The organism is Vibrio sp. CK2-1 (assembly GCF_021726515.1).
Classification (GTDB): Bacteria; Pseudomonadota; Gammaproteobacteria; order Enterobacterales; family Vibrionaceae; genus Vibrio.
This window is the reverse complement of record NZ_JAKKCJ010000002.1, coordinates 649,974-676,028: the sequence shown is the minus strand read 5'-3', so window position 1 is coordinate 676,028 and position 26,055 is coordinate 649,974. Positions and strand designations below refer to the sequence as shown.

At 42.8% G+C, this 26,055-nt stretch carries 22 protein-coding genes and 11 tRNA genes; 22 read left to right on the top strand and 11 right to left on the bottom strand.

The genetic code is table 11. The features are described 5' to 3' along the window. Window positions 1-32: 32 nt before the first annotated feature. The 7 genes from ushA to hemA form a co-directional block, all read right to left on the bottom strand. Complete coding sequence (gene ushA / locus L3V25_RS08035; protein ID WP_237294857.1) at window positions 33-1,694, bottom strand: bifunctional UDP-sugar hydrolase/5'-nucleotidase UshA; 1,662 nt, start codon at window positions 1,692-1,694, stop codon at window positions 33-35. Window positions 1,695-1,919: 225 nt separating this feature from the next. Continuing rightward, the gene (gene kdsA, locus L3V25_RS08030; RefSeq protein WP_237294856.1) at window positions 1,920-2,771 is read right to left on the bottom strand and encodes a 3-deoxy-8-phosphooctulonate synthase; all 852 of its coding nucleotides are present in this window, start codon (window positions 2,769-2,771) and stop codon (window positions 1,920-1,922) included. 65 nt (window positions 2,772-2,836) lie between these two features. Further along, a complete protein-coding gene (locus tag L3V25_RS08025; protein WP_237294855.1) occupies window positions 2,837-3,652 on the bottom strand; it encodes a SirB1 family protein in 816 nt (271 codons plus the stop codon). Window positions 3,653-3,716: 64 nt separating this feature from the next. Beyond that, the gene (locus tag L3V25_RS08020) at window positions 3,717-4,097 is read right to left on the bottom strand and encodes a SirB2 family protein (protein ID WP_027697487.1); all 381 of its coding nucleotides are present in this window, start codon (window positions 4,095-4,097) and stop codon (window positions 3,717-3,719) included. Between the two features lie 57 nt (window positions 4,098-4,154). Continuing rightward, window positions 4,155-5,003: a peptide chain release factor N(5)-glutamine methyltransferase gene (prmC, locus tag L3V25_RS08015; RefSeq protein WP_237294854.1), complete on the bottom strand. Its 849-nt coding sequence runs from the start codon at window positions 5,001-5,003 to the stop codon at window positions 4,155-4,157. A 5-nt stretch (window positions 5,004-5,008) separates the two neighbouring features. Further along, on the bottom strand, window positions 5,009-6,097 hold the full coding sequence (gene prfA, locus L3V25_RS08010; RefSeq protein ID WP_237294853.1) for a peptide chain release factor 1: 1,089 nt from the start codon (window positions 6,095-6,097) through the stop codon (window positions 5,009-5,011). Between the two features lie 69 nt (window positions 6,098-6,166). Continuing rightward, window positions 6,167-7,426: a glutamyl-tRNA reductase gene (hemA, locus tag L3V25_RS08005; RefSeq protein WP_193001848.1), complete on the bottom strand. Its 1,260-nt coding sequence runs from the start codon at window positions 7,424-7,426 to the stop codon at window positions 6,167-6,169. A gap of 232 nt (window positions 7,427-7,658) precedes the next feature. Here hemA and lolB point away from each other — a divergent pair, with 232 nt between their 5' ends. From lolB to L3V25_RS07920, 17 genes are all read left to right on the top strand, one after another. Beyond that, the gene (gene lolB / locus L3V25_RS08000) at window positions 7,659-8,321 is read left to right on the top strand and encodes a lipoprotein insertase outer membrane protein LolB (RefSeq protein WP_237294852.1); all 663 of its coding nucleotides are present in this window, start codon (window positions 7,659-7,661) and stop codon (window positions 8,319-8,321) included. Then, the gene (gene ispE / locus L3V25_RS07995; protein ID WP_237294851.1) at window positions 8,309-9,277 is read left to right on the top strand and encodes a 4-(cytidine 5'-diphospho)-2-C-methyl-D-erythritol kinase; all 969 of its coding nucleotides are present in this window, start codon (window positions 8,309-8,311) and stop codon (window positions 9,275-9,277) included. The genes lolB and ispE overlap by 13 nt, the downstream gene beginning before the upstream one ends. A gap of 27 nt (window positions 9,278-9,304) precedes the next feature. Further along, on the top strand, window positions 9,305-10,249 hold the full coding sequence (locus L3V25_RS07990; RefSeq protein WP_027697493.1) for a ribose-phosphate pyrophosphokinase: 945 nt from the start codon (window positions 9,305-9,307) through the stop codon (window positions 10,247-10,249). Window positions 10,250-10,390: 141 nt separating this feature from the next. Continuing rightward, window positions 10,391-10,981: an aminoacyl-tRNA hydrolase gene (gene pth / locus L3V25_RS07985; RefSeq protein WP_237294850.1), complete on the top strand. Its 591-nt coding sequence runs from the start codon at window positions 10,391-10,393 to the stop codon at window positions 10,979-10,981. A gap of 69 nt (window positions 10,982-11,050) precedes the next feature. Continuing rightward, a complete protein-coding gene (gene ychF / locus L3V25_RS07980) occupies window positions 11,051-12,142 on the top strand; it encodes a redox-regulated ATPase YchF (RefSeq protein WP_237294849.1) in 1,092 nt (363 codons plus the stop codon). Window positions 12,143-12,403: 261 nt separating this feature from the next. Continuing rightward, window positions 12,404-12,480: transfer RNA gene (locus L3V25_RS07975), tRNA-Met, on the top strand. A 105-nt stretch (window positions 12,481-12,585) separates the two neighbouring features. Then, window positions 12,586-12,670, top strand: a tRNA-Leu gene (locus L3V25_RS07970). A 35-nt stretch (window positions 12,671-12,705) separates the two neighbouring features. After that, window positions 12,706-12,780 (top strand) — tRNA-Gln (locus tag L3V25_RS07965). Between the two features lie 116 nt (window positions 12,781-12,896). Then, window positions 12,897-12,973: transfer RNA gene (locus L3V25_RS07960), tRNA-Met, on the top strand. Window positions 12,974-13,079: 106 nt separating this feature from the next. Continuing rightward, window positions 13,080-13,164: transfer RNA gene (locus tag L3V25_RS07955), tRNA-Leu, on the top strand. An 84-nt stretch (window positions 13,165-13,248) separates the two neighbouring features. Further along, a tRNA-Gln gene (locus L3V25_RS07950) sits at window positions 13,249-13,323 on the top strand. Window positions 13,324-13,434: 111 nt separating this feature from the next. Then, window positions 13,435-13,519, top strand: a tRNA-Leu gene (locus tag L3V25_RS07945). A gap of 36 nt (window positions 13,520-13,555) precedes the next feature. After that, window positions 13,556-13,630 (top strand) — tRNA-Gln (locus L3V25_RS07940). A gap of 141 nt (window positions 13,631-13,771) precedes the next feature. Continuing rightward, window positions 13,772-13,856, top strand: a tRNA-Leu gene (locus L3V25_RS07935). A gap of 83 nt (window positions 13,857-13,939) precedes the next feature. After that, window positions 13,940-14,014: transfer RNA gene (locus tag L3V25_RS07930), tRNA-Gln, on the top strand. Window positions 14,015-14,125: 111 nt separating this feature from the next. Continuing rightward, window positions 14,126-14,210, top strand: a tRNA-Leu gene (locus L3V25_RS07925). A 166-nt stretch (window positions 14,211-14,376) separates the two neighbouring features. Then, window positions 14,377-15,414, top strand: a complete 1,038-nt coding sequence (locus L3V25_RS07920) for a beta-propeller fold lactonase family protein (RefSeq protein ID WP_237294848.1) — start codon at window positions 14,377-14,379, stop codon at window positions 15,412-15,414. Window positions 15,415-15,472: 58 nt separating this feature from the next. On the opposite strand, the gene L3V25_RS07915 is transcribed toward L3V25_RS07920, so the two are convergent. After that, entirely contained in the window at window positions 15,473-16,654 is a 1,182-nt protein-coding gene (locus L3V25_RS07915; RefSeq protein WP_237294847.1) for a 2-octaprenyl-3-methyl-6-methoxy-1,4-benzoquinol hydroxylase, read from the bottom strand. A gap of 302 nt (window positions 16,655-16,956) precedes the next feature. Here L3V25_RS07915 and miaB point away from each other — a divergent pair, with 302 nt between their 5' ends. The 5 genes from miaB (at window position 16,957) to lnt (ending at window position 22,597) form a co-directional block, all read left to right on the top strand. Beyond that, a complete protein-coding gene (gene miaB / locus L3V25_RS07910; RefSeq protein ID WP_027697498.1) occupies window positions 16,957-18,381 on the top strand; it encodes a tRNA (N6-isopentenyl adenosine(37)-C2)-methylthiotransferase MiaB in 1,425 nt (474 codons plus the stop codon). A gap of 84 nt (window positions 18,382-18,465) precedes the next feature. Further along, complete coding sequence (locus L3V25_RS07905) at window positions 18,466-19,584, top strand: PhoH family protein (RefSeq protein ID WP_237294846.1); 1,119 nt, start codon at window positions 18,466-18,468, stop codon at window positions 19,582-19,584. 8 nt (window positions 19,585-19,592) lie between these two features. Further along, a complete protein-coding gene (gene ybeY, locus L3V25_RS07900) occupies window positions 19,593-20,057 on the top strand; it encodes an rRNA maturation RNase YbeY (protein WP_237294845.1) in 465 nt (154 codons plus the stop codon). A gap of 75 nt (window positions 20,058-20,132) precedes the next feature. After that, window positions 20,133-21,038: a CNNM family magnesium/cobalt transport protein CorC gene (corC, locus tag L3V25_RS07895; RefSeq protein ID WP_089123553.1), complete on the top strand. Its 906-nt coding sequence runs from the start codon at window positions 20,133-20,135 to the stop codon at window positions 21,036-21,038. A gap of 38 nt (window positions 21,039-21,076) precedes the next feature. Then, complete coding sequence (gene lnt, locus L3V25_RS07890; protein ID WP_237294844.1) at window positions 21,077-22,597, top strand: apolipoprotein N-acyltransferase; 1,521 nt, start codon at window positions 21,077-21,079, stop codon at window positions 22,595-22,597. A 132-nt stretch (window positions 22,598-22,729) separates the two neighbouring features. On the opposite strand, the gene L3V25_RS07885 is transcribed toward lnt, so the two are convergent. The 3 genes from L3V25_RS07885 to L3V25_RS07875 form a co-directional block, all read right to left on the bottom strand. Next, on the bottom strand, window positions 22,730-23,857 hold the full coding sequence (locus L3V25_RS07885; protein WP_237294843.1) for a M20 family metallopeptidase: 1,128 nt from the start codon (window positions 23,855-23,857) through the stop codon (window positions 22,730-22,732). Between the two features lie 56 nt (window positions 23,858-23,913). Further along, window positions 23,914-25,284, bottom strand: a complete 1,371-nt coding sequence (gene dcuC, locus L3V25_RS07880) for an anaerobic C4-dicarboxylate transporter DcuC (protein WP_192999903.1) — start codon at window positions 25,282-25,284, stop codon at window positions 23,914-23,916. Between the two features lie 216 nt (window positions 25,285-25,500). Beyond that, window positions 25,501-25,983: a zinc ribbon-containing protein gene (locus tag L3V25_RS07875; RefSeq protein ID WP_237294842.1), complete on the bottom strand. Its 483-nt coding sequence runs from the start codon at window positions 25,981-25,983 to the stop codon at window positions 25,501-25,503. Window positions 25,984-26,055 lie beyond the last annotated feature (72 nt).

Here is a 26,055-nt window from a genome sequence, read left to right as displayed (position 1 = left end):
AAATAAACTGACTTTCAGTTCAATGCTTTAGATTAGTTAAGGTATTTAATTTCAGCATTCGGCTCGTAATCGGCAACATTGATTGGGTTGTGTTTTTCTAGGTAGTCTTTTAATACTTCGGCATCAACAAAGCCGGTATTCACAAAACCCGGTTTATCATCAATTTTTGGATAGCCATCGCCACCCGCGGCATTAAAGCTTGGGATAGAGAAGCGGTAGACTTTGTTTGCATCAAGCGGCTTACCGTCAATGACAACATTGCTCACTTTGTCTTTGCCAACTGTCATTGATATACCCGAAAACTGCACGTAGGCACCTGAATCAACTGGCTTAGTCGCTACGACATTGAGGTAATCTAGCAAGTCGCTGCCTTTCATATCCATGTAGGTAACGATATTGCCAAATGGCTGCACTTTAAGCACGTCTTTGTAAGTGATATCACCTGCGGCAATGGAATCACGCACACCGCCAGAGTTCATCACCGCAAAGTCGGCATTCACTCGCTCCATGTGTGACATACCAATTAGGCGACCTAGGTTCGTCTGCTTATAACGCACTACGTTACGATCCCCTTCGAGCTTGCCGTTTGCATAAGAGATTTGCACGTTTAGTTGCTCTTGGCCTTTATCTTGATATGGCTGTAGGAAAGCTTTTAACTCTGGATCTTGTGGGATTTCAGCTTGAACTAACTCTTTTTTCTTCTCACCATTTACGTTGATGGTTTTCTTTAAATTTACTGGAATAAGATTATAGCTCACCATGTTGAGTTCACCATTTTTGAACTCAAAATCGGCGCGACCGACATATTTACCCCATTCGTGAGCTTGTACAATCCAAGTGCCATTTTGCTTATCTGGCGCACATTCATCACCCGGCTTGTAGTCTTGTTTTCTGTGGTTTTCAGACTCCATACACACTGGCTCTTGTGAGTGTCCACCGACAATCATATCCAGCTCACCTTGTGGCAAATAACGCGCGAGAGTGACATCACCCGGCGCATTGGCACCACTTAAACCATTATCATAGTGGCCCATGTGCGTCACTGCGAAAATCAGATCGGGCTTTTCATTAGCTTGTAGCTGTTCAATCACTTTCTTAGCTTCAGATTTCGGATCTCGAAATTCAACATCGCCAATATATTCAGGGTTACCAATCTTGGCAGTATCTTCGGTCGTTAAACCAATGACCGCAATTTTGATCCCTTGTTCATCGAAAATTTTATAAGGCTGGAATAAACGCTCACCGGTTTTTTTATCGTAGATATTGGCAGAAAGCATTGGGAAATTAACCCAATCACGTTGCTTCATTAGTACCGATAATGGATTATCAAATTCATGGTTCCCCACTGCCATTGCATCGTAGCCAATTTTATCCATGCCTTTAAAATCAGGCTCAGCATCTTGCAAGTCCGATTCCGGCACACCGGTATTAATATCACCGCCAGAGAACAGTAAAACATTGCCCCCTTCCGCTTGTACTTGCTTACGAATGCTATCAATTAAGGTTTTACGTGCCGCCATGCCATATTCACCATCTTGGTTATGCCAGAAGCGACCATGGTTATCATTGGTATGCAGTACGGTAAGCTTATAGGTTTTATCCGCTTGCCATTCATGCCCTGATTGATTAGAACAAGCGACAACTGAAGCTAAAGCAATCGCGACGACTGACGTTTTAAGTACAAAATGTTTCATCGGTGAATACCTGTAGAGTGAGAAATTAAAAGAGAAGAAACAATAAACAACACTAATGTGAAAGTATGAATACACAAAGTGTAATAGATTGATTAACTTTAAGAATAATTAGCAAAAAGAATTGATGTCACGATCACAAGAAAACGATTGTATAAATTATAGGTAATAAAAAACCAGCCACATAACTGACTGGTTTTTAACGTTTATCGGCAAACTCTATGCGAATTATCGAATATCGATATGCTCAAAACCTTTGATTAAATCATCAAGATCTTTCATTTGCTTCAAGAATGGTTCTAGCTTATCGAGTGGCAATGCAGACGGACCATCACATTTCGCTTGATCTGGGTTTGGATGCGCTTCGATGAATAGACCCGCAATACCTGTAGCTAAGCCTGCTTTTGCTAGTTCTACTGTTTGCTCACGACGACCACCAGAAGCGGCACCAGAAGGATCACGCATTTGTAGCGAGTGCGTCACATCAAAGATGATTGGGCTACCGTTTGATGCATTTTTCATAACACCAAAACCAAGCATATCAACCACTAGGTTGTCGTAACCCATGCATGAACCGCGCTCACATAAGATGATTTTATCGTTACCGCATTCTGCGAATTTATCCACGATATTACCCACTTGGTTCGGGCTCATAAATTGTGGTTTCTTCACGTTAATGACTGCGCCAGTTTTTGCCATCGCTTCAACGAGATCAGTTTGACGAGCTAAGAAAGCTGGCAATTGAATAACATCAACCACATCAGCAACGGGTTGTGCTTGCGCTTCCGTATGCACGTCAGTAATGATTTTCACACCGAAAGTATCTTTCAGCTCTTGGAAGATTTTCATGCCTTCTTCCAAGCCTGGACCACGGTAAGAATGCACTGAAGAACGGTTAGCTTTATCAAAAGACGCTTTAAATACGTATGGAATACCAAGCTTTTCAGTGACTTTTACATAGTGCTCACAGATTTGCATCGCAAGGTCACGAGACTCAAGTACGTTCATGCCAGCAAAAAGAGTAAAAGGTTTATCATTAGCAACTGGGATGTTGCCGATATTAACGGTTTTCTGTTGCATACTGTTCGCTCCGTCCTTCAAACGCTATGTTTGAAATTAATGAATAAGTTACTAGTGAATCTCTATTAATGAATCGTTACTTGATGCCCGCTTAATGCGTTCACCTGAATTTTAAGCATTTCAGAAGAGGGATCTTCCGGGCAGCTATCAATAAAAAACTGGAAATCTTCCATTGCTAATTGCTGACAATCTAACTGTTGGTAAATAAAACCGCGGTCGCGAATTTCATAAGGATCGTCTGGTACAAAGCTTAGCGCAATATCTGTGCACATTAATGCTTGAGCAAAATTATCTTCACGTATCAAAGCACCTTTGATGACCGCAAGCCAACGACCTAAAACACTTGGATTATCACAAGCGGCAAGATCTTGAGGTTTTACTTTAGCTAATGGGCCTTCATAACCAATCAACCAAGCACGTAAAATAGACTTAGACACATACTCGCCATTAAACGGATTAATGTACAGCGGCGCCTCATGCGGCCAATTCACTTTAACAATAAATTGACTCGGAAAGCTGACGCCTACAATTGGAAAGCCTAAACGCTCACCAAAGTAGACTAATAATGCGCCTAAACTAACAGGAATCCCTTTACGACGCTTTAATACCAGCTCCACTCGCGCATTAGATGAATCAAAAAACTGCTCGCTGTCACCAGAAAAATTCCAATCGTGGTAGAAAAAGCGTAGGAAAGATTCGAACTTTTGCTTTTCATCCGTTTCATGCACTAACGCATGTTCAAGCTCTTCAAACATGGCATTTAATGTATGCATCACCCACGGCTTATCGGTCTCAGGGAAAATTAACGCATTTAACGCTAACGCTCCTTCCACCAAGCTGCATTCATCAATTTCTTGTTCAAATAATTCTAAATCAGTCATTACGTCAAACTACTCAAGTTAAAGCTATTGGTTTCGCATTACAACAATGCTTTTGAAACACTATTTATAACGTCGGAACTTTGGTCATCGCAAGGTGTGCGGCCCAATACAACCAACCTAAAGCACCAAAGAATGCCACGCTGCGAATCACTTTATTTTTACCCAGTTTCAGAGCGACAAAGCCAAGTGCGATATACACTAAAACGCAGCTAATTTTTTCGGTCAGCCAAGCGCCCGCAGCGGTAAACGGCATAAAGCCTGTGATGAAAATAAGTGAAATACCCGATAGTAATAAAACGGTATCTACAATATGAGGCGTGACTTTGAAGAACTTTTTCTGAAGTAATGGAGAATCCATCATCATTAAAATATAACGAACCGTTAAGAATAAAACACTGAGTGCAATAGCCAATAAATGTACGTGCTTCATTGAGGTATATAACATTGTTTATCTCTTCCTTTGATAGTCAGCATCATGCCAACTGTTGTCTTTATTCGATAGTTAAGCGCTTAACCAGCAACCTAGTGTTACACGGTCATTGTGGCCATAATCTTGTTCGGTTGTGACTTGCTGATAACCTGCACCCATTAGAATTTGGCGAACATCAGCGCCTTGGTCGTAACCATGTTCCATTAATAGCCAACCACCGGATTTCAAATATTGACGCGCATTGGCAGCAATATAATTAAGATCAGCTAGACCTTTTTCTTCAGCGACTAACGCCGTCAGAGGTTCAAAACGAACATCACCTTGTGCAAGGTGAGGATCCATCTTATCAATATAAGGAGGGTTACTCACAATACAGGCAAATTCAGCCTTATCATCTAATGGTTCAAACCAACTACCTTGCAAGAACGATGCATTAGCTAGGTTGAGTTTTTGTCCATTACAAGTGGCAAGTTGTTGTGCTTGTGGTTGTAAATCGATGCCAATCACGCGACGCTCAGGAAATTCAGAAGCGAGTGCCAAAGCAATGGCTCCCGTACCAGTACCTAAATCAAGAATATCCCCGTCAATGGCAGGAATTTTGTCTAGCGCTAATTCCACTAGTCTTTCAGTATCAGCGCGCGGAATTAAAGTAGCAGGCGCAACTTCCAATGGTAATGACCAGAACTCTCGCTCACCGACAATATAAGCTACCGGTTGACCTTCGATACGCTTAGCTAACAATTCATCAAATTGAATCTGCTGAGCTGCATCAAGCTCGCGCTCTGGCCAAGTAAGCAAATAGCTGCGCGGTTTATCCAATACGTGACACAACAGTACTGCCGCATCCAGCGCTGGCGTATCGGAACCACTGGCGATCAATGCTTCAATCGCCGTTTGTAGGTTAGCTTCAATGCTGATCATTGAGATTAATATTGCTCTGATAGCGCGGCTAGTTGATCGGCTTGGTATTCTTGAATAACTGGATCCACCAAGCTTTGTAGATCACCTTCCATCACTTCACTTAAACGGTACAAGGTTAAGTTAATGCGGTGATCGGACACGCGGCCTTGTGGGTAGTTATAAGTACGAATACGGTCACTACGATCACCAGAACCTAATAAGTTACGACGAGTATCTGACTCTGCCGCCGCGCGTTTTTCTTCTTCTGCTTTGATAATACGTGCAGCAAGTACCGCCATCGCTTTGGCTTTGTTTTTATGCTGTGAACGCTCATCCTGACATTCAACCACAGTACCGGTTGGTAAGTGGGTAATACGAATCGCAGAATCGGTGGTGTTAACGTGCTGACCACCCGCGCCTGATGAACGGAAAGTATCAATTTTCAGATCAGAGGCTTTAATTTCTGGAATTTCCGCTTCTGGGATTTCCGCCATAACCGCAACGGTACAAGCAGAAGTATGAACGCGACCTTGTGATTCGGTAGCAGGAACACGTTGTACACGGTGACCGCCTGATTCGAATTTCAATACGCCATACGCGCCATCGCCATTCACTTTAGCGATCATTTCTTTATAACCACCGTGCTCAGCTTCGTTGCTGCTGATCACTTCAATGCGCCAACCTTTTTTCTCTGCAAAACGGCTATACATGCGGAATAAATCACCGGCAAAAATGCCCGCTTCATCACCACCCGCACCAGCACGAATTTCTAAGAAACAGTTACGCTCATCATTTGGATCTTTTGGAATCAATAAGATTTGCAGTTCGTCAGATAGACGTTCAATCGCCACTTTTGATTCTTTGATTTCTTCTTGCGCCATTTCACGCATTTCAGCGTCATCTTCTTGCGCCATTTCTTCAGCCGCGACTAAATCTTCTTGCGCTTGCTGATAAGCTTGGAAGCATTTAGTCACTTCTTCTAACTGAGAATATTCTTTAGATAAAGTGCGGAATTTATTTTGGTCGCCAATAACATCAGGGTCACCAAGTAAGTGTTGAACTTCTTCATAGCGTTCAACCAGTGTTTCTAATTTAATCAAAATTGACGATTTCATAATTTAATTCTTTTTTAGTATCAATAAAATGGGAGGCATAAATCATAGCAAGGCTAAAAATAAGCGTCGCTACAACTCTTCTAAACCTAAACTTTGGCGGATAACGGTCAGCTTTTCAGGCTCACCTTGCTCTGCAACAATTTGCATCGCGCGTGTTGGGGTATGAATTAAACGGTTAGTTAGTTTATTACTTAATTCTCGTAATACTTTCTCTGGATCGCCACCAGCAGCGAGTGCATTAAGGCTTTTTTCTAGTAAATCATTTTTAATGTCATTGGCTTGTTCGCGGTAATCACGGATGCTATCAACCGCTTGCAATGAACGCAGCCAAGTCATAAAGGCCGCACTTTCTTCAGAAACAATCGCTTCGGCTTGAATGGCTTCGACTTTTCTTTGTTCCATATTTTTATTAACGATGCCTTGCAGATCATCCACACTATACAAATAAGCATCATCTAAATCGCCGACTTGGGATTCGATGTCGCGAGGAACTGCAATATCAACCAATAACATCGGCTGGTGTTTACGTTTCTTCAAAGCGGATTCAACCATACCTTTGCCGATAATCGGTAATGGGCTAGCGGTCGAACTGATCACAATATCAGCCTCGGCGAGATGCTCTGGGATTTCCGATAAGGTAATGGTTTCGCCACCGAATTGATCGGCTAAGGTTTTCGCGCGTTCTAGCGTACGGTTGGCGACAATGATTTTTTTACATTCTGTCGATGATATGTGTTTGGCGACTAGCTCAATCGTCTCACCCGCGCCAACTAGTAGTACGGTAACATTTTTCATCGATTCAAAAATTTGTTTGGCTAAAATGCACGCTGCGTAAGCTACGGATACTGCACTACCGCCAATTGCGGTTTCCGTACGGACTCGTTTCGCCACTGAAAATGCTTTGTGAAAGAGCTTTTCTGTCATGCCATTAACCGCGTTAAGCTCGGTAGATTCAGCATAAGCTTGCTTAACTTGACCGAGAATTTGCGGCTCGCCAAGAACCAAAGAATCTAAGCCGCATGCCACACGCATTAAATGACGCACGGCCGCTTGTTCTTCGTAAGTATAAATACTCGACATCAATTCATCGGAATCTAACTGATGGAAATTCATCAACCAATCAATGACATAACCTTTAGCTGTGCCTTTTTTTACATCGCAATAAATTTCAGTTCGATTACATGTAGAAACTATCACACCGCTTTTTATGGTGTCACTAATCGCTATCTGCGCTAAAGCTTCAGACAGTTTTTCCGGTGAAAATGCAATTTTTTCTCGCAACTCAACCGACGCTGTATTGTGATTGATACCAATAGCAAGCAAGGACATCTAGTGAGGACACTCTGAAATTTATTATAAAAGGGACGCAATTTTACTTGATGGGACTTATTAATGAAAGAGGCATCCGTTTTTATTAGTACTTTTCTACCGCCAGTAATTAAAAACGCTCAATTTCAACGCTGATCTTCATGCTGATGTTAAATATTTCATTACTAATGCTCTCACCACAAATAGAATGGTATAGTTGATACTCAATTACGAACTGCCAAAGGAAGCCGCTTTGTTTTCTCATTTCGCTTTTATTCGCACCACATTGAGTGCTCGTTCTCCTGTTCAACGCCTAACCACAACAATATTGGCTACATTGGTACTTATTTTATCAGGTTGTAGCAGCGTACCGCCGAGCCAAGAAAATTACTCTGTCGATTGGCAGAACCAGAAAGCCGTCCTTGAGCAGCTCGACACCTTTAAAGCGACCGGTAAGATTGGCTATAAAGATCCAGAGCACCGTCAGTCGCTAAATTTCATTCTTAAACAGGCTAATTCTTTTAGCGAGCTCAAACTATTGTCCGTTTTTGGACAAACTATTCTCACTGTTCAAATGACCCCAACAGGCGCGATGGTAACCAATTCCGATGGCAAAGTTCAAACCGCGCAACAAGCCAATGCCCTCATCCAAAACTTAACCGGCTTAGCTATTCCGGTGAGCCAGTTACCCGACTGGATTAAAGGTCTACCAACCCAAGCGGATAACGTCACATTCAATCAATCGAATACGGTGGAAAGTTTAAATAAGATGATCGATGGGCGCGACTGGACACTGTCTTACTTAAATTATCAAAGCGTGATGAATCAACAACAAAGCATCACTTTGCCAAAACAAATGCTGTTACACCAAAGCGACACCGAAATTAAAATCTTGATCAGTAAATGGATTCTATAATGTCTCAACACTCAACGCTTACTCAGATTGAATGGCCTTCACCTGCAAAACTGAATTTATTTTTATACATCACTGGCCGCCTCGAAAACGGCTACCATGAATTGCAGACCTTATTTCAATTCATTGATTTTGGTGACACCTTAAAGTTCTCCCCTAACGTCTCTGGGAACGTCACGATCACACCGGAAATTTCTGGGGTGCCACTGCAAAGCAATTTAATTTGGAAAGCGGCGCAAGCTCTGAAAGATGAAGCTGAACGACAAGGCATATCGAATGCGCAAGCTTTAGGTGCTGAGATTAATCTACACAAGGTACTGCCTATGGGCGGAGGATTGGGCGGAGGTTCTTCAAATGCGGCAACGGCCTTAGTGGTATTAAATACTGCATGGAACTTAAATTTCTCACTCGACAAACTTGCTGAACTCGGCCTTAAACTCGGTGCGGATGTTCCGGTATTTGTTCGCGGTCAAGCAGCATTTGCAGAAGGTGTAGGTGAAAAACTCACCGCAGCGACACCAAATGAGAAGTGGTATCTTGTGATCAAGCCTGAAGAAAATATTGCAACAGCAGAAATTTTCACTCACCCAGATTTAACCAGAAATACGCCAAAGCAAGCCCTTACAACACTTTTGCAGCAGCCTTACGGAAACGATTGCGAAAAAATCGTCACTTTGCTCTATCCGGAGGTTGCTAAGCAACTTTCATGGCTGCTACAATACGCGCCGTCGAGATTGACCGGAACGGGTTCATGTCTTTTCGCTGAGTTTGATACTCAAGAGGAAGCTGAAAGTGTTCTTGCGAAATTAAACGACCAAACAGAATCAACCCAAACTAAGTTAAATACCCAAACTCAGTTAGGTAATAGTGTCTTCGGCTTTATCGCCAAAGGGGTGAATACTTCACCACTTCATAAGACTTTGGCTGACTACAAACGAGCCAACCACAACTCAATTTAAAACTGGACGCAACCCGAGGTTTCCACCGTGCCTGATATGAAGCTATTTGCTGGTAACGCCACACCTGAACTAGCCCAACGTATTGCAGATCGTCTTTACATTTCCCTTGGTGACGCAACTGTTAACCGTTTTTCCGACGGCGAAGTCGCTGTACAAATCAATGAAAATGTTCGTGGTAGTGATGTATTCATCATCCAATCTACCTGTGCCCCAACCAACGACAACTTAATGGAATTAGTCGTAATGATCGATGCAATGCGCCGCGCTTCTGCGGGTCGTATTACAGCGGTAATTCCTTACTTTGGTTACGCACGTCAAGACCGTCGTGTCCGTTCAGCTCGTGTTCCAATCACTGCAAAAGTAGTTGCAGACTTCCTTTCTAACGTTGGTGTAGACCGCGTTCTAACTATCGACTTACACGCAGAGCAAATTCAAGGCTTCTTCGATGTTCCTGTTGATAACATCTTCGGTACACCAGTACTAATGGAAGATATGAAGTCTCGTAACCTTGAAGATCCTGTTGTTGTATCACCTGACCTAGGCGGTGTTGTACGTGCTCGTGCAACAGCAAAAATGTTAGACGATACTGACATCGCGATTGTTGATAAGCGTCGCCCACGTGCTAACGTTTCTGAAGTGATGAACTTAATTGGTGATGTTAAAGGTCGTGACTGTGTGATCGTTGATGACATGATCGATACCGGTGGCACACTATGTAAAGCAGCTGAAGCGTTGAAAGAACGTGGCGCGAAACGTGTATTCGCATACGCAACGCACGCCGTATTCTCTGGCAAAGCCGCTGAAAACATCAAAAACTCTGTACTTGACCAAGTGATCATTACTGACTCAATCAAGTTATCAGAAGAAATGAAAGCAACGGGTAAAGTAACGCAGCTAACGCTTTCAAGCATGCTTGCTGAAGCTATTCGTCGTATTAGCAACGAAGAATCAATTTCTGCGATGTTTAACTAATACTCGAAACTCAAAATTTTAAATAAATGAAACCACTTTGCTTTACGGTAAAGTGGTTTTTTATTGTTTCCAGCTTTGCCCATCCATGAAAAAAATATGCTATCATGCCGCGCTTTTTAAATTTGAAAAGAGAACTAGACTTTGACTCAACCTATCAAATTACTTGTTGGTCTGGCGAATCCCGGGCCTGAATATGCAAAAACACGCCATAATGCAGGTGCATGGGTGGTTGAAGAATTAGCTCGCGTCCATAACGTGACGCTAAAAGATGAAAGTAAGTTCTATGGCTACACCGGACGCATTATGGTTAATGGTCAAGATCTACGATTACTGATCCCGACGACCTTCATGAACCTGTCTGGTAAATCCGTTTCTGCACTTGCGAAATTTTACCAAATAAAACCTGAGGAAATCATGGTTGCTCATGATGAACTGGATCTTCCTCCCGGTGTTGCTAAATTCAAAAAAGGCGGCGGACATGGTGGCCATAACGGCTTAAAAGATATTATTGCCAAGCAAGCCAACAACAAAGATTTTTACCGCCTTAGAATTGGTATTGGTCACCCAGGACATAAAGACCGCGTGGCAGGTTATGTACTCGGTAAAGCCCCTACCAAAGAACAAGAATTACTCGATGCAGTGGTCGATGAGTCAGTAAGAAGTTTAGACATCCTACTCAAAGACGGCTTAGCAAAAGCTCAAAATAGATTACATACTTTTAAAGCCGAATAAGTCGCTTTAAGAGTTATCAAATTACAACATAAGTCGGCTAACGATGCCGAATGAAAGAAGGTTAATATCATGGGTTTCAAATGTGGAATCGTCGGTTTACCAAACGTAGGTAAATCAACTCTATTTAATGCACTAACTAAAGCTGGTATTGAAGCGGCTAACTTCCCTTTCTGTACGATTGAGCCAAATACGGGTGTCGTACCGGTGCCAGATCTACGTCTAGATGCGTTAGCTGAAATTGTTAACCCTAAACGTATTCTGCCAACCACGATGGAATTCGTTGATATTGCAGGTCTAGTTGCCGGCGCATCAAAAGGTGAAGGCTTAGGTAACAAATTCCTAGCTAACATCCGTGAAACTGATGCGATTGGTCACGTTGTTCGCTGTTTTGAAAATGAAAACATCGTTCACGTTGCAGGTCGTATTTCACCGATTGAAGATATCGAAATTATTAACCTTGAGCTTGCTCTAGCCGATTTAGATAGCTGTGAACGTGCAATTCAACGCCAAGCGAAAAAAGCAAAAGGCGGCGATAAAGACGCAAAATATGAAATCACAGTACTAGAGAAACTACTTCCAGTATTCACTGAAGGTGGCATGGCTCGTTCTGTTGAGCTAAGTAAAGAAGAGCTTGCTGCGGTAGGTTACTTAAACTTCCTTACCTTAAAACCAACTATGTACATTGCTAACGTAAACGAAGATGGTTTTGAAAATAACCCATTCTTAGACCAAGTTCGTGAATACGCAAAAGGCGAAAATGCCGTTGTGGTACCGGTATGTGCTGCGATTGAATCTGAAATGTCTGAACTAGACGAAGAAGATCGTAACGAATTTTTGGCTGATTTAGGGATTGAAGAGCCAGGTCTAAACCGTGTAATTCGTTCAGGCTATGAATTACTCGACCTACAAACCTACTTCACAGCGGGCGTACAAGAAGTTCGTGCTTGGACTATCCCTGTTGGTGCAACGGCTCCTCAATCAGCGGGTAAAATCCATACCGATTTCGAAAAAGGATTTATCCGTGCCGAAGTGGTTGCTTATGAAGACTTCATCCAGTTTAAAGGTGAAAGTGGCGCTAAAGAAGCCGGCAAATGGCGCTTAGAAGGTAAAGATTACATCGTAAAAGATGGTGATGTTGTCCATTTCCGCTTTAACGTATAAATAACAAACATTATTTTTTTAAAGTTTGTATAAAGCCAGCCATTTGCTGGCTTTTTTATTATTTGAATTAAGTCTTTGAAAGACGGTTCTTTTGAGAAAAGTTCGCTTTAAGTACTAGTATTTGCTCACAAACAACGCTTTTTGTTTAAAAAAAAGTCGAACGATTCAAGAATGCCAATTTATTAAAAAAAACTGTTGACGCTTGCGGCCCAGATACGCATAATGCGCTCCGTCCTTGAGACACAGGGACAACACAGTTTAGGCTACGTAGCTCAGTTGGTTAGAGCACATCACTCATAATGATGGGGTCACAGGTTCGAATCCCGTCGTAGCCACCATATTTTAAACGATGCTTTTATAAAGGGTCGTTATTCGATAAGTAAGTTTAACCAATCAACTTACCATTAATATCGAAAGCTAGGATTTATCCTAGTCACGAATTTGCGGTCGTGGCGGAATTGGTAGACGCACCAGATTTAGGTTCTGGCGCCGCAAGGTGTGAGAGTTCAAGTCTCTCCGACCGCACCATATTTAAACGTTTCTCGTTATCGAGTTCCGTCAACTGGGCTATCGCCAAGCGGTAAGGCACCGGCTTTTGATGCCGGCATTCCCTGGTTCGAATCCAGGTAGCCCAGCCATATTTTAATGAATCTCGGTTATCGAGGCTCGTGTCTCGAAAAGATAACTTTGAGACTAGATGTTGAGTTTGTATTTCGTTATACTTCTCGGCTCACAACGTTACTCAGTAACGCATGGCTACGTAGCTCAGTTGGTTAGAGCACATCACTCATAATGATGGGGTCACAGGTTCGAATCCCGTCGTAGCCACCATATTTTAAACGATGCTTCTATAAAGGGTCGTAATTCGATAAGCAAACTTAACCAATCAGTTTGCCATTAATATCGAAAAGCTAGGATTTATCCTAGTCACGAATTTGCGGTCGTGGCGGAATTGGTAGACGCACCAGATTTAGGTTCTGGCGCCGCAAGGTGTGAGAGTTCAAGTCTCTCCGACCGCACCATATTTAAACGTTTCTCGGTTATCGAGGCTCGTATATCGAAATAAACATCGAGTTACGAGCCTCGAAAATTCGAGTTCCGTCAACTGGGCTATCGCCAAGCGGTAAGGCACCGGCTTTTGATGCCGGCATTCCCTGGTTCGAATCCAGGTAGCCCAGCCACTTTATTACGAATCTCGATTTTCGAGGCTCGTATCTCGAAGAGCATATTTCATCAATTGATGTGCTCGTAAAATTCGAGAAACTAGAAACGAGTTTTCTAGACACGTATATGCGGACGTGGCGGAATTGGTAGACGCACCAGATTTAGGTTCTGGCGCCGCAAGGTGTGAGAGTTCAAGTCTCTCCGTCCGCACCATATTAAAACGTTTCTCGGTTATCGAGTCTCGTCGACTGGGCTATCGCCAAGCGGTAAGGCACCGGCTTTTGATGCCGGCATTCCCTGGTTCGAATCCAGGTAGCCCAGCCATATATTAGTTCCTAGTCCCTAGTTTTCTAGTTACTAGGAATGTACTTCAAAAAATTGAGGTACATCTCGAAAGCAAGCTTAACCAATCAGCTTGCTTTTTTTATCGAGAAAATTGAGAGAACTACTCTCAAACACGAACATGCGGTCGTGGCGGAATTGGTAGACGCACCAGATTTAGGTTCTGGCGCCGCAAGGTGTGAGAGTTCAAGTCTCTCCGACCGCACCATATTTAAACGTTTCTCGTTATCGAGTCTCGTATATCGAAATAAACATCGAGTTACGAGCCTCGAAAATTCGAGTTCCGTCAACTGGGCTATCGCCAAGCGGTAAGGCACCGGCTTTTGATGCCGGCATTCCCTGGTTCGAATCCAGGTAGCCCAGCCACTTTATTACGAATCTCGATTTTCGAGGCTCGTATCTCGAAGAGCATATTTCATCAATTGATGTGCTCGTAAAATTCGAGAAACTAGAAACGAGTTTTCTAGACACGTATATGCGGACGTGGCGGAATTGGTAGACGCACCAGATTTAGGTTCTGGCGCCGCAAGGTGTGAGAGTTCAAGTCTCTCCGTCCGCACCATCATTTAACAAAGCCCACTTAATTGTGGGCTTTGTTGTTTCTGAAGGTCTTGATTTCTATTTTTTGCAATCCATATCACTCTATCTCTTTGAATATTATTTTTCTTATCGGCTAAAACCTCGCAAAATGCTATTCGATATTTTCAACGAGAGATGGCAGGAAAGTAATGACAGATTTATCGCTTATCATTGGTGGTTATACCGATAAACATGAAGCTACAGGGCTGTACTTTGCACAAATAGAGACCACAACTGGGCATCTATCCCTTAAGCCATCATCTATAGCTTTACGTCACCCTTCTTATTTCGATGTTCATAATCAAACGCTGACTGTTATTTCTGAAGTGCTAGAAACTCAAAAGCCCACTATTCAGCAGCACAGCTTACAAAACAATCAAAGCGAACTAGCAACAGAATTCTCATTATCCGGCAGCGCGCCTTGTTATGTTCAACATCATCTTCAGCATCATCTAGTCACCACCGCTCAATATGGTTCAGGTCATATTGATATTTTTACTACTGATATCAATCACCAAATCACTCAGCACCTACAAACGATCGATAGTCAATCTTTGTGCACATCAGAAAATCAAGAATCACACGCTCATCAATCTCTGATTCTCAATGAGACAAAAACCTTAGTCACCGTTGATTTAGGTTGTGACTGTATCGGCTTTTTCCCATTTGATACCACAGAACAAAAATTCTCAATTGAGCAGCATTACTCCATCGAACTTCCCGATGAAAGTGGTCCAAGACATATGGTGTTTGATAAGCAAGAACGCTTTGGACTGGTCCTATGCGAGATCTCAGAACAGCTCATCACTCTATATAAGCCACAAGATAAGTGGCAGGTACTTTCCAACCAACCTGCTTTCCCTAATACTCAAAATGGGCAGGCTGCAGGCGCAATAAAATTTTCGCCAGATGAACGCTTTGTTTATCTAACAGGGCGAAGACAAAACCTGATCGCATGCTTTGAGTTTAATAAGCAAACCGGGGAAGCAAGTTATGTATTTTCGACTGATTGTGGTGGGGACTTTCCGCGAGACTTTGCTATTTCACCTTGTGGCCAGTGGCTAGTTATTGCCAATCAAAACAGCCATAACGTGGCAACCTACCGTAGAGATATTGCAACAGGGAAATTGGAAGATACGGGTTGTAGGCAGAAAATACCGTCACCTGTTTGTGTGAAGTTCAGCTGAGCCGAGACACGAGAATATATTATATGCAGCTTGAATAGAAACAAGCTGCACAACAACTTTATAGACCTAGTGCATACTTAAGCACTTGCTTCTTAACTTCACCAGAATGCTCGGCCGCTTTTAAGGCGACATTTCTAAGTAGCTTTAATGGTGGGATATCATTACTGAACGTCTTATAGAAAAAATCCATTCCGCTTTGCATCAATAGATTATCCGTACGTCTTTGCTTTTGATAATCCACAAAAGCCTGCTCAGAATCGAGCCCCTTATCCGCAATGGTATCGAGCAGAACTGCGACATCTTTAAATCCTAAGTTAACGCCCTGCCCTGCTAATGGATTAATCGTATGCGCCGAATCCCCAACCAGTACACAACGGTTAGCAAAATACGCTTGGGCATGACGACGAGTAAGAGGGAAAGATCCAGCTTGCAGAACCGTAACATCACCAAGTTCTTTAGGAAAATGTGTCAGCACTTCTTGGCGTAAAGCTTCCGGTGACAAGGATTGCAATTGTTTAATGCGCTTAGGGCTGTCGTACCACACCAATGAACCCTGCTGAACACCGTCACTCGTTGCAGCTAACGGCAAGAACGAGCGAGGGCCTGAAGGAGTAAACCGTTGCCATGTTACATCACGTTGAGTGCCATCAGCTAAGTTTGGCAGCGCAACATTAATTAGCATGCAACGTTGGCGATAATCCCACGCGGTGATTCCGATATTCGCCTGTTGACGTACTTTCGAATTGGCACCATCTGCCCCTACTACCCATAAAGCTTCTAAGCATTCGCCTGAATCCAAATAAACCTTGGTAGATTCAGCCAGAAACTCGAGTCTATCTAAGCTATTTGGGCATATGACCGTTAAATTAGGATAAGCATCAAATTGCTCCCACAAACCTAGCTGTAATAAGCGATTTTCAACCATATAGCCGAGTTTATCGAGATTAATATCATGGGCATGAAAGCGAGTTCGGCACTCAGGATGCTCCCAGGTTTCGAGACCTAAGTATGGCGTAACCCGTTTATCTGCTACTGATTGCCAAGCACCAAGCTGGGTTAGAAGATCAACCGAGGCTTTTGAAATGGCAGACACTCGTAAATCCATCGGCTGTGACGCTTCAAATGGCAATGGAGATTTACCTTCAATTAAAGCTACTGTCTTTTTTTGCTTAGCAAGCCCGACCGCAAGAGCCGCCCCTACCATGCCACCACCAATGATCACCACATCAAACTTAGACATACTTAACCTCAGTAAAAAATATCTTTGCCATTCTACCCCAAACGAGTTCTTTTTCAGCCATGCTATTCAAATTCTTGGACTTTCTTTCTTAATAAATCCCTACCCAAATTATGTCTATAATACAAACAAAGCTTTGTGCTCCTAAGATCTATACTTCAAGTACAAAGGGTATAGTCAGGTTGGATTTAAACCAGTACAATACGCGGCTTGCTAGATTTAAGCCTGATTTAAAATGGCACTCAACTAGCATAACGATGAGCAAAAGCTCAACCCAACACTGATTTAATACGAGCGAATGTGAAATGAGTAAGAAACTGCTAATTAAAACTTGGGGCTGTCAGATGAACGAATACGATTCATCGAAAATGGCCGACCTACTTAATGCCGCAAATGGATATGAGCTAACTGAAGATCCAGCGGAAGCAGATGTATTATTACTCAATACATGTTCGATTCGTGAGAAAGCACAAGAGAAAGTTTTCCACCAGCTGGGTCGTTGGAAAACCTTAAAAGACAAAAAAGAAGGTGTGGTGATTGGCGTGGGTGGCTGTGTAGCGACTCAAGAAGGTGACCATATCCGTCAACGTGCGCCATTTGTTGATGTTATCTTTGGACCACAAACGCTTCACCGTCTACCTGAAATGATCAAACAATCACAAGCCAACACTGGCCCTGTGATGGATATTTCATTCCCAGAGATCGAGAAATTCGATAGCTTACCTGAGCCTCGTGCTGACGGTGCAACTGCATTCGTTTCTATCATGGAAGGCTGCTCGAAGTACTGTACTTACTGTGTGGTACCTTATACTCGTGGTGAAGAAGTTAGCCGTCCTATGGACGATGTATTATTTGAAATCGCTCAACTGGCCGAGCAAGGCGTACGCGAAGTTAACCTACTAGGTCAAAACGTTAATGCGTACCGTGGCCCGATGCACGATGGCGATATCTGTACTTTTGCTGAATTGTTACGTTTAGTGGCATCTATCGATGGTATCGACCGTATTCGCTTTACCACCAGCCACCCATTAGAGTTTGGCGATGACATCATTGCGGTATACGAAGATACACCAGAGCTAGTGAGCTTCTTACACCTACCGGTACAAAGTGGTTCAGATCGCATTCTTACCATGATGAAGCGCCCACACACTGGCCTTGAGTATAAATCGATTATTCGCAAACTGCGCAAAGCTCGTCCTGATATTCAAATCAGTTCTGACTTTATCGTTGGCTTCCCTGGTGAGTCGAAGAAAGACTTTGAAGATACAATGAAGCTTATCAAAGATGTTGATTTTGATATGAGCTTTAGCTTTATTTTCTCTCCTCGTCCAGGTACGCCTGCGGCAGACTACCCATGCGATGTACCTGAGTCTGAGAAGAAAGAAAGATTGTATGAGCTTCAACAACAAATTAATGCACAAGCTATGCGATACTCTCGCTTAATGCTTGATACTGAACAACGCATTCTTGTTGAAGGCCCATCGAAGAGAAACTTGATGGAATTACGTGGCCGTACAGAGAATAACCGCGTCGTTAACTTTGAAGGTTCAGCAGACTTAATTGGTCAATTTGTTGACGTTCATATTACTGAAGTTCACCCTAACTCACTTCGTGGTACTTTAATTCGTACTGAAGCGGAAATGGGCTTACGCTCAGCAGTATCTCCGGCTGAAATGATGAAAAAAACACGCAAAGAAGATGAATTAGGGGTTGTTACTTTCACGCCCTAACACCATCTTAGAATTAAGATAAGTTCAATAAAGCGGTTCGAATAGCTGGTATTAAAGCACGAACCGCTTATAGCGAGGGAAAACGTGAGCAATAAAATCGTAACGCTTGAAGTAAACCTAGAACCTTCCGATAACCACAGACTTTCGAGTCTTTGTGGCCCTTTTGATGACAATATCAAACACCTTGAACGTCGCTTAGGCGTTGAAATTAACCACCGCAGTAACTTCTTCACTATTACTGGCAAGCCTCATACTGCCGCAGCTGCGTTAGATATTATCAAAGATTTGTATGTCGATACGGCCCCGGTACGTGGCACGATCCCTGATTTAGACCCCGAGCAAATTCACCTCGCGGTAAAAGAATCTGGCATTCTTGAGCAACACCAAGAGCAGCCGATGGAATACGGCAAAGAAGTCTTCATCAAAACCAAAAAAGGTGTGATTAAGCCTCGTACACCAAATCAAGGTCAATACCTAGTCAACATGGTGACCCATGACATTAGTTTTGGTATTGGGCCTGCTGGTACAGGTAAAACCTACCTTGCGGTTGCCGCAGCGGTTGATGCACTAGAGCGCCAAGAAATTCGTCGTATTTTATTAACTCGTCCAGCGGTTGAAGCGGGTGAAAAACTTGGTTTCTTGCCGGGTGATTTAAGCCAGAAAGTCGACCCTTATTTGCGTCCACTTTATGATGCCTTATTTGAAATGCTGGGCTTTGAACGCGTTGAAAAGTTAATTGAACGTAACGTCATTGAAGTGGCACCGCTTGCTTATATGCGTGGCCGTACTTTAAACGATGCCTTTATCATTCTTGATGAGAGCCAAAATACAACGGTAGAACAAATGAAAATGTTCTTAACCCGTATCGGCTTTAACTCACGTGCAGTGATCACTGGCGACGTTACCCAAATCGATTTGCCTCGTGGGGCTCGTTCAGGCTTACGTCATGCGATTGAAGTACTATCAGAAGTAGAAGACATCAGCTTTAATTTCTTCCTAGCCGATGACGTCGTTCGTCACCCAGTGGTTGCTCGTATCGTTAATGCCTACGAGAAATGGGAAGCGCAAGATCAAAAAGAAAAGAAAGCGATAGAAAAGCGTCGCCGAGAAGAAAGAGAACAACGTGAAGCTCAAGCAGCCGCGTTATTTTCGGCTGCTAATCCTCAGCAAGCCAGTCCTCAACAAGAGCAAGATGCGGAATAATACAAACTATGGCTATTGAACTCGATCTTCAAATTGCAGTCGAAGAAACAACAGGGCTTCCTACTGAGGCCCAGTTACAACAATGGTTGGAATCGGCGATTACCTTATTTCAGCCTCAAGCAGAAGTGACTATTCGCATTGTTGAAAACGAAGAAAGCCAACAATTAAATCGTGATTACCGAGGCAAAGATAAGCCAACTAACGTGCTATCATTCCCTTTCGAAGCGCCTCCAGGTATCGAAATCGACTTACTTGGTGATCTAATCATTTGCAAGCAAGTAGTTGAAGCGGAAGCAAAAGAGCAAAATAAACCGCTGTCAGCGCATTGGGCGCATATGGTTGTACACGGTAGTCTTCATCTGCTAGGTTATGACCATATCGAAGATGAAGAAGCTGAAGAAATGGAAAGCATTGAAACCGAAATCATGCAAAATCTCGGATTTGATGACCCGTACATTTCTGAAAAAGAATAATAGCCGTTACTTAATTTACTAAGTGAACGCATATGCGAGCTATCCGCTTTTGATAGCGTTAATGAAAGAGTAGACATGAACGACAGTACCTCGCCTTCACATAATGAAGGCAATAATGATAAATCTGAAGGTCCCAGTAGAAAATCCTTCTTCGAACGCCTAGCTCATCTATTTCAAGGTGATCCTAAAGATCGCCAAGAGCTCGTCGAAGTATTTCGTGATTCAGAAGAGAACGATCTGATCGATCCTGATACACGAGATATGCTTGAAGGAGTGATGGAAATATCGGAAATGCGAGTACGTGACATTATGATCCCACGCTCGCAAATGGTCACTATTAGCCGTGACTATGACCTAGATTCTTTAGCGACCTTAATCATTGATGCGACTCACTCTCGCTACCCTGTGATTAATGAAGATAAAGACCATATCGAAGGTATTTTACTTGCCAAGGACTTATTACGTTACTTGGTGTCAGACAGTACTGAATTCATCTTAAATGAAGTAGTACGTCCTGCGGTTGTTGTGCCGGAAAGTAAGCGGGTTGATCGCCTACTAAAAGAGTTCCGCGAAGAGCGTTACCACATGGCGATTGTGGTCGATGAGTTTGGTGGCGTTTCTGGCCTTGTCACCATCGAAGATATTCTCGAAGAAATCGTGGGTGAAATCGAAGATGAATTCGATGATGAAGAAGCCGCCGATATTCGCCAACTGAGCAAGCACACCTTCTCAGTTCGTGCATTGACCGATATTGATGATTTCAACGATGCCTTTAACACTAATTTCAGTGATGAAGAAGTCGATACTATTGGTGGACTGGTTACTCTGACCTTTGGTCACCTACCAGAGCGTGGTGAAGTGGTTGAACTGGATGGCTACAACTTTAAAGTGACGGCAGCAGACAACCGTAAAGTGATTCAACTACAAGTCACGATTCCAACCAACTCAGAAACCAATATCGAACCTGAAAGTAACGATTAGCAGCGAAGCTTCTCTAACCTAAAAAGCAATCTGAACCTATGAAAACAATTTGGATTCAGCGCATTGGGCGGCCTTTATTGGCCGCTTTTATTGGCGCGACAACTACCCTTGCGTTTGCGCCATTTTCTTACTGGCCCATTGCGATTTTAAGCCCTTTCATTCTACTGCTACTTCTTAATAAACAATCCACCAAGTTTGGTTTTTGGATTGCTTTTGCTTGGGGCTTAGGTCAATTTGGCACGGGCATCAATTGGGTACATGTCAGTATCGATACCTTTGGTGGCATGCCTAAGATTGCCAGCGTCACTCTAATGAGTTTGTTGGTGGCTTACTTAGCGCTCTACCCAGCGCTATTTGGCGCCCTGCTCAACCGTTTCTTCCCGAAGACAACGACCCAACGTTTAGTGATTGCCGCTCCGATCATTTGGCTCATCACCGATTGGTTACGTGGTTGGGTGATGACTGGTTTTCCGTGGCTATGGTTAGGGTACAGCCAAATTGATAGCCCACTGAATGCGTATGCGCCAGTATCTGGTGTTGAAGCAATTACCCTCATGCTATGGCTTATTGCGGGTAGTTTCGCTTTGGTCGCTATGACAAGAAAATGGGCTTACTTGGCGATACCTACTGCTGTTTTCGTGGTTGCTTTTGCTTTAAACCAGGTCTCATGGGTAAAACCGGATCCTTCAACCAAAACCTCATTTGCTCTTATCCAAGGCAATATCGATCAAAAAATGAAGTGGGTGCCGAGTCATCGCTGGCCTACCTTAATGAAATATACCGATATCAGCCGAGACAATTGGGGCACCGATATTATTATTTGGCCTGAAGCGGCAATTCCTGCTTTAGAATCTGATTTACCAGCATTTCTACATAATTTAGATACCGCGGCAAAAACCAATAACAGCGCTTTAATTACTGGCGTGTTATCGCAAGATGATATGGGACGTTTTTATAATAACGTTCTAACGCTCGGTCAAAATGGCTTAGGCCCGTACGATTACGATACGGCTAAACGCTATAGCAAACACCATTTATTACCTTTTGGTGAGTTTGTACCATTTGGTGACTTGCTGCGCCCTATCGCACCTTTCTTTAACTTGCCAATGTCTTCATTCCAGCGTGGTGATTTCATTCAGCCGAACCTCATTGCTAACGGCCGTCACCTAGTCGCCGCTTTGTGTTATGAAATCATTTTCAGCGAGCAAGTACGCCAAAATGTGACGCCTGATACCGATTTCATCTTAACGCTTTCTAATGATGCTTGGTTTGGCCATTCGATTGGTCCATTGCAACATATGGAAATTGCTCGTATGCGCGCCCTAGAGCTTGGTAAACCGCTTATTCGTGCTACCAACAATGGTGTAACGGCTGTCACCGATTACAAAGGCCGCATTACCAAACAAGTACCACAGTTCCAAACGGAAGTTTTAAAAGCTGAAGTGACGTCAACATCAGGCAATACGCCTTATAGAACGTTAGGATCTTGGTTGTTATACCTATGGTGTGCCGTGGGATTATTTGCGATTTGGTTTCAACAAAGAAAAGCGAATAAATAGCCTCAGCTACGAATAACGAAAATACTTTCTGATTCGTTTAAAACTGATTTGTGTAAAACAATAAAGCCGCGTAAGTCATTCAACTTACGCGGCTTTTTATCGTCAAAGAAATATTAAGTATTGGAGTGGTTATTAAGCAAAGCTCTTTAAAACACTGGCTAATAAATCAATACGAGGTTTGATCGAATCAATGAGTAGGTATTCTTTGTCAGAATGGAAACCAGCACCCATTGGGCCAAAACCATCTAACGTTGGTGTACCTACATTAGCTGTAAAGTTACCATCAGAGCCGCCACCAGCATCTTCCCAACCGTATTGAATACCTAGTTCATCCGCTTTTTCGCTGACAAGCTTGATCATTTCTTCCGTTGCATCAGTTGGCTGCATCGATGGTTTAAACGCTAAACGATTTACTTCAACGCTTGCACCTTTCTCAAACGGTGTTTTCGCCATTTCACGTAACTTAGCATCAATCGCTTCTGCTTCTTCATTACTCCAGAAACGTAAATCAACCGTCGCTTTAGCGTAATCAGGCACAACGTTCACCGCAAGGCCACCTTCGATAATACCAACATTCATGGTAGTGCCGGTTTCAAGGTTGACTAGATCTTTAATCGCTAGTGACCAATGACTCAACTCATAAATCGCTGATACACCGTCTTGCAATGCAGAACCAGCGTGAGAAGCAACGCCTTTAAATACCAATTCATATTTGGCATTACCTTTACGTGAGCGGATTAAATTACCGCTAACTCGGGCCGCTTCACACACCAACACTCGCTTACTCTTTCTCGCCATAGCTTCAATCCAAGGACGAGAATACATTGAACCAATTTCCTCATCGCAGTTTAATGCCACGACGATTGCCAGATTTTCTCTTTCTTCATCTGTCAGCTGTTGTAAGGCATACCAAGCACTTAAGATGCCTGATTTCATATCCGAGGTGCCTGGACCATAAATTTTTTCTTCATCAAAAGTTAATGGACGTTGTGCGACAGTACCTTCTGGGAAAACCGTATCCATATGGCCACTTAACATTACATCGTATTGTTCCGCACCGGGCTTATTGGTAATTTCCAAACATGGGCCAGCTTTATCATCAATATGATGACGAGTCACCGTAAAGCCAATTTGTTCAAACATTGGAGTCAGGATATCGGCAATTTTCGCGACACCTTGTGGAGTACGCGTACCGCAATCAACATTAACTAATGTTTCTAGCTGTTGAATATAAGTTTTAAGATCAAATGTATGAGACATAAACGCTCCTAAAAAAATAAAGCCCACAAACCTGTGAGCTTTTGAAAATCGATTTATTAAGCAGCCATCATTGGTACTAAGAACACAGTACCGATAATCACAGTTGCCAGACCACAAACAACTGGCACAAAGGTACGCTTCACCACATCAAATGGGTTTACTTGTCCCATACCTGACGTAGCAACAATAACCCCCGAAACTGGCGAAATGGTACGACCTAAGTTTGAAGCTTGTAGCATTGGAATAATCAAGAACGCTGGGTTGATACCCATTTTCGCAGCAAGTGACGGTGCTAATTCAACAAACGCATAGAAAGAGGCATTACCTGAGCCTGTTGCAATTGAAGCGGCAACCGTAATAGCCGTAAGAAGTAACATCAGTGCCACTGCGCCTGCACCTGCGTTATCCGCAAGACCAAGTAAAGTATCAATCGCACCAACCGACATTAAGCCTTGAGCAAATAAACCAGCACCAACTAATAGCATTACTACGCCTTTAAACGCATCCGCCATACCTTGGTAACATACTTCTAAATCTTCGACTGCTCTCTTACCATCAAAACGGTTAGAAACGTAATGAACCACAGCGCCAATAAAGATAGAAAGCACTACGATAGTATAAATGTCTAATGTCATGCCTGGGATGGTTTCGCCATTAAATAAGAACACACCCACAATTGGTAGGAATGGCAGAATAGAATAATAAGCAGGCGCACTAGTATCAATATGAGATATATCGACTTTTTCCATTGGCGTATTGTCTTTCTTATCTAGGTACTTGTTCCAGAAGAAAGCCGCAATCGCCATCACGATAATGGCTGAAATAGATACCGGTAGTACGGTTTCAACCGCAAAAACGTGTAGAGGAATACCAGATTTTTGTGCCGCGATAACCACATCACCAGACGTTGGCGATAAGATAATTGCCGCCGGAGAAGCACATACTGCCACTGCCGCAGGACGAGAAATCCCCATAGCTGTCATCATTGGGAACAATGTCGCCATTAACAGCACACCTAGTCCAGTTGCTGAGCTTACCGCTAGTGACATTAAACACGCAACAATATAAGCCGCCACCAAAAGAACATAAGGTGACTTAATAAAAGATAGTGGTTTAGAAAACTGCTTCACAACAATGTTGTTGGCACCAATATGTGTCATGTAAGAAGCAAAACCACACAACAACATGATTTGTAGACCTAAACCGCCATTATAACCTTGTAAGGTATTTTTTAAGAAAAACAGCGCATCGGTAAAAAAGCTACCGGTTGATTCCATGCCTTCAGGTAGTACTGAGTGACCTAATGGTTTGGCCAATAATAACAACACCGTACCGGCAGTTAAAAGCACACCAGTAGGCTTATAACCTTTTACAATAAAGTAGCCTACTGCAATGGTCACAACCAGACCAACTAATAGTTCTAACATAAATGTTTGCCTTTTATCTTTAGAAGTTTTTAGCTATATCCAACTGACTTGGAGATAAAACTTCAAATTTTTAGTAATTTTGATTGCAAGAAACTACCAAAAGGCATCACAACAAATATTAATCTCTATCAATTTTTAGTCTTGTAGCGCTGAAACAAGGTGCTTCAATTCACATTTTTTGATTTACCGCATGAAATAAACCGATCAATTGTGTGATCAAGGTTTTAATGGCACGCGAGTAAAGGCGCCATTACCACACTGAATACAAGGGGTAATTTCACAAGGGTGGCTGTACTCTTGTCGATGACCACATTTTTCACACACCAAAGCACCTAACCCGATCACATCGCCGACTTCATAAAGCCCTTTATGCTCAATATCTTGAAACACTTCCATCCACTCGATTTGTGTTTTATCGGTAATATCGAGTAAGCCTTGCCAAATAGATTCTGCAATAACGTCTCTAAATGGGTCATTAGCAATCGCTTCTTTGTCTTTTTCATAATTTTCCGCAAACTCTTTAAGATCCGACTTCACATATCGGCTAATAAGCGCGTACTCATCTTTAGTCATGTCTTTAGTCGCTTGCCACATCTTCTTGGGCGTATCGAGCGCTTTATTTAGCTCTTCTGGCGTATGCTTTAAGCTTTCAATAATCTCTTCTAATAGCTTTTTATAGTCTTGATTACGCTTTGACATATTGCTCTCCTTAACCATCTAGTTAACTACAGGGTCACATTGCCTATTGTTGTGCGCAACCCCTTTAAGGTA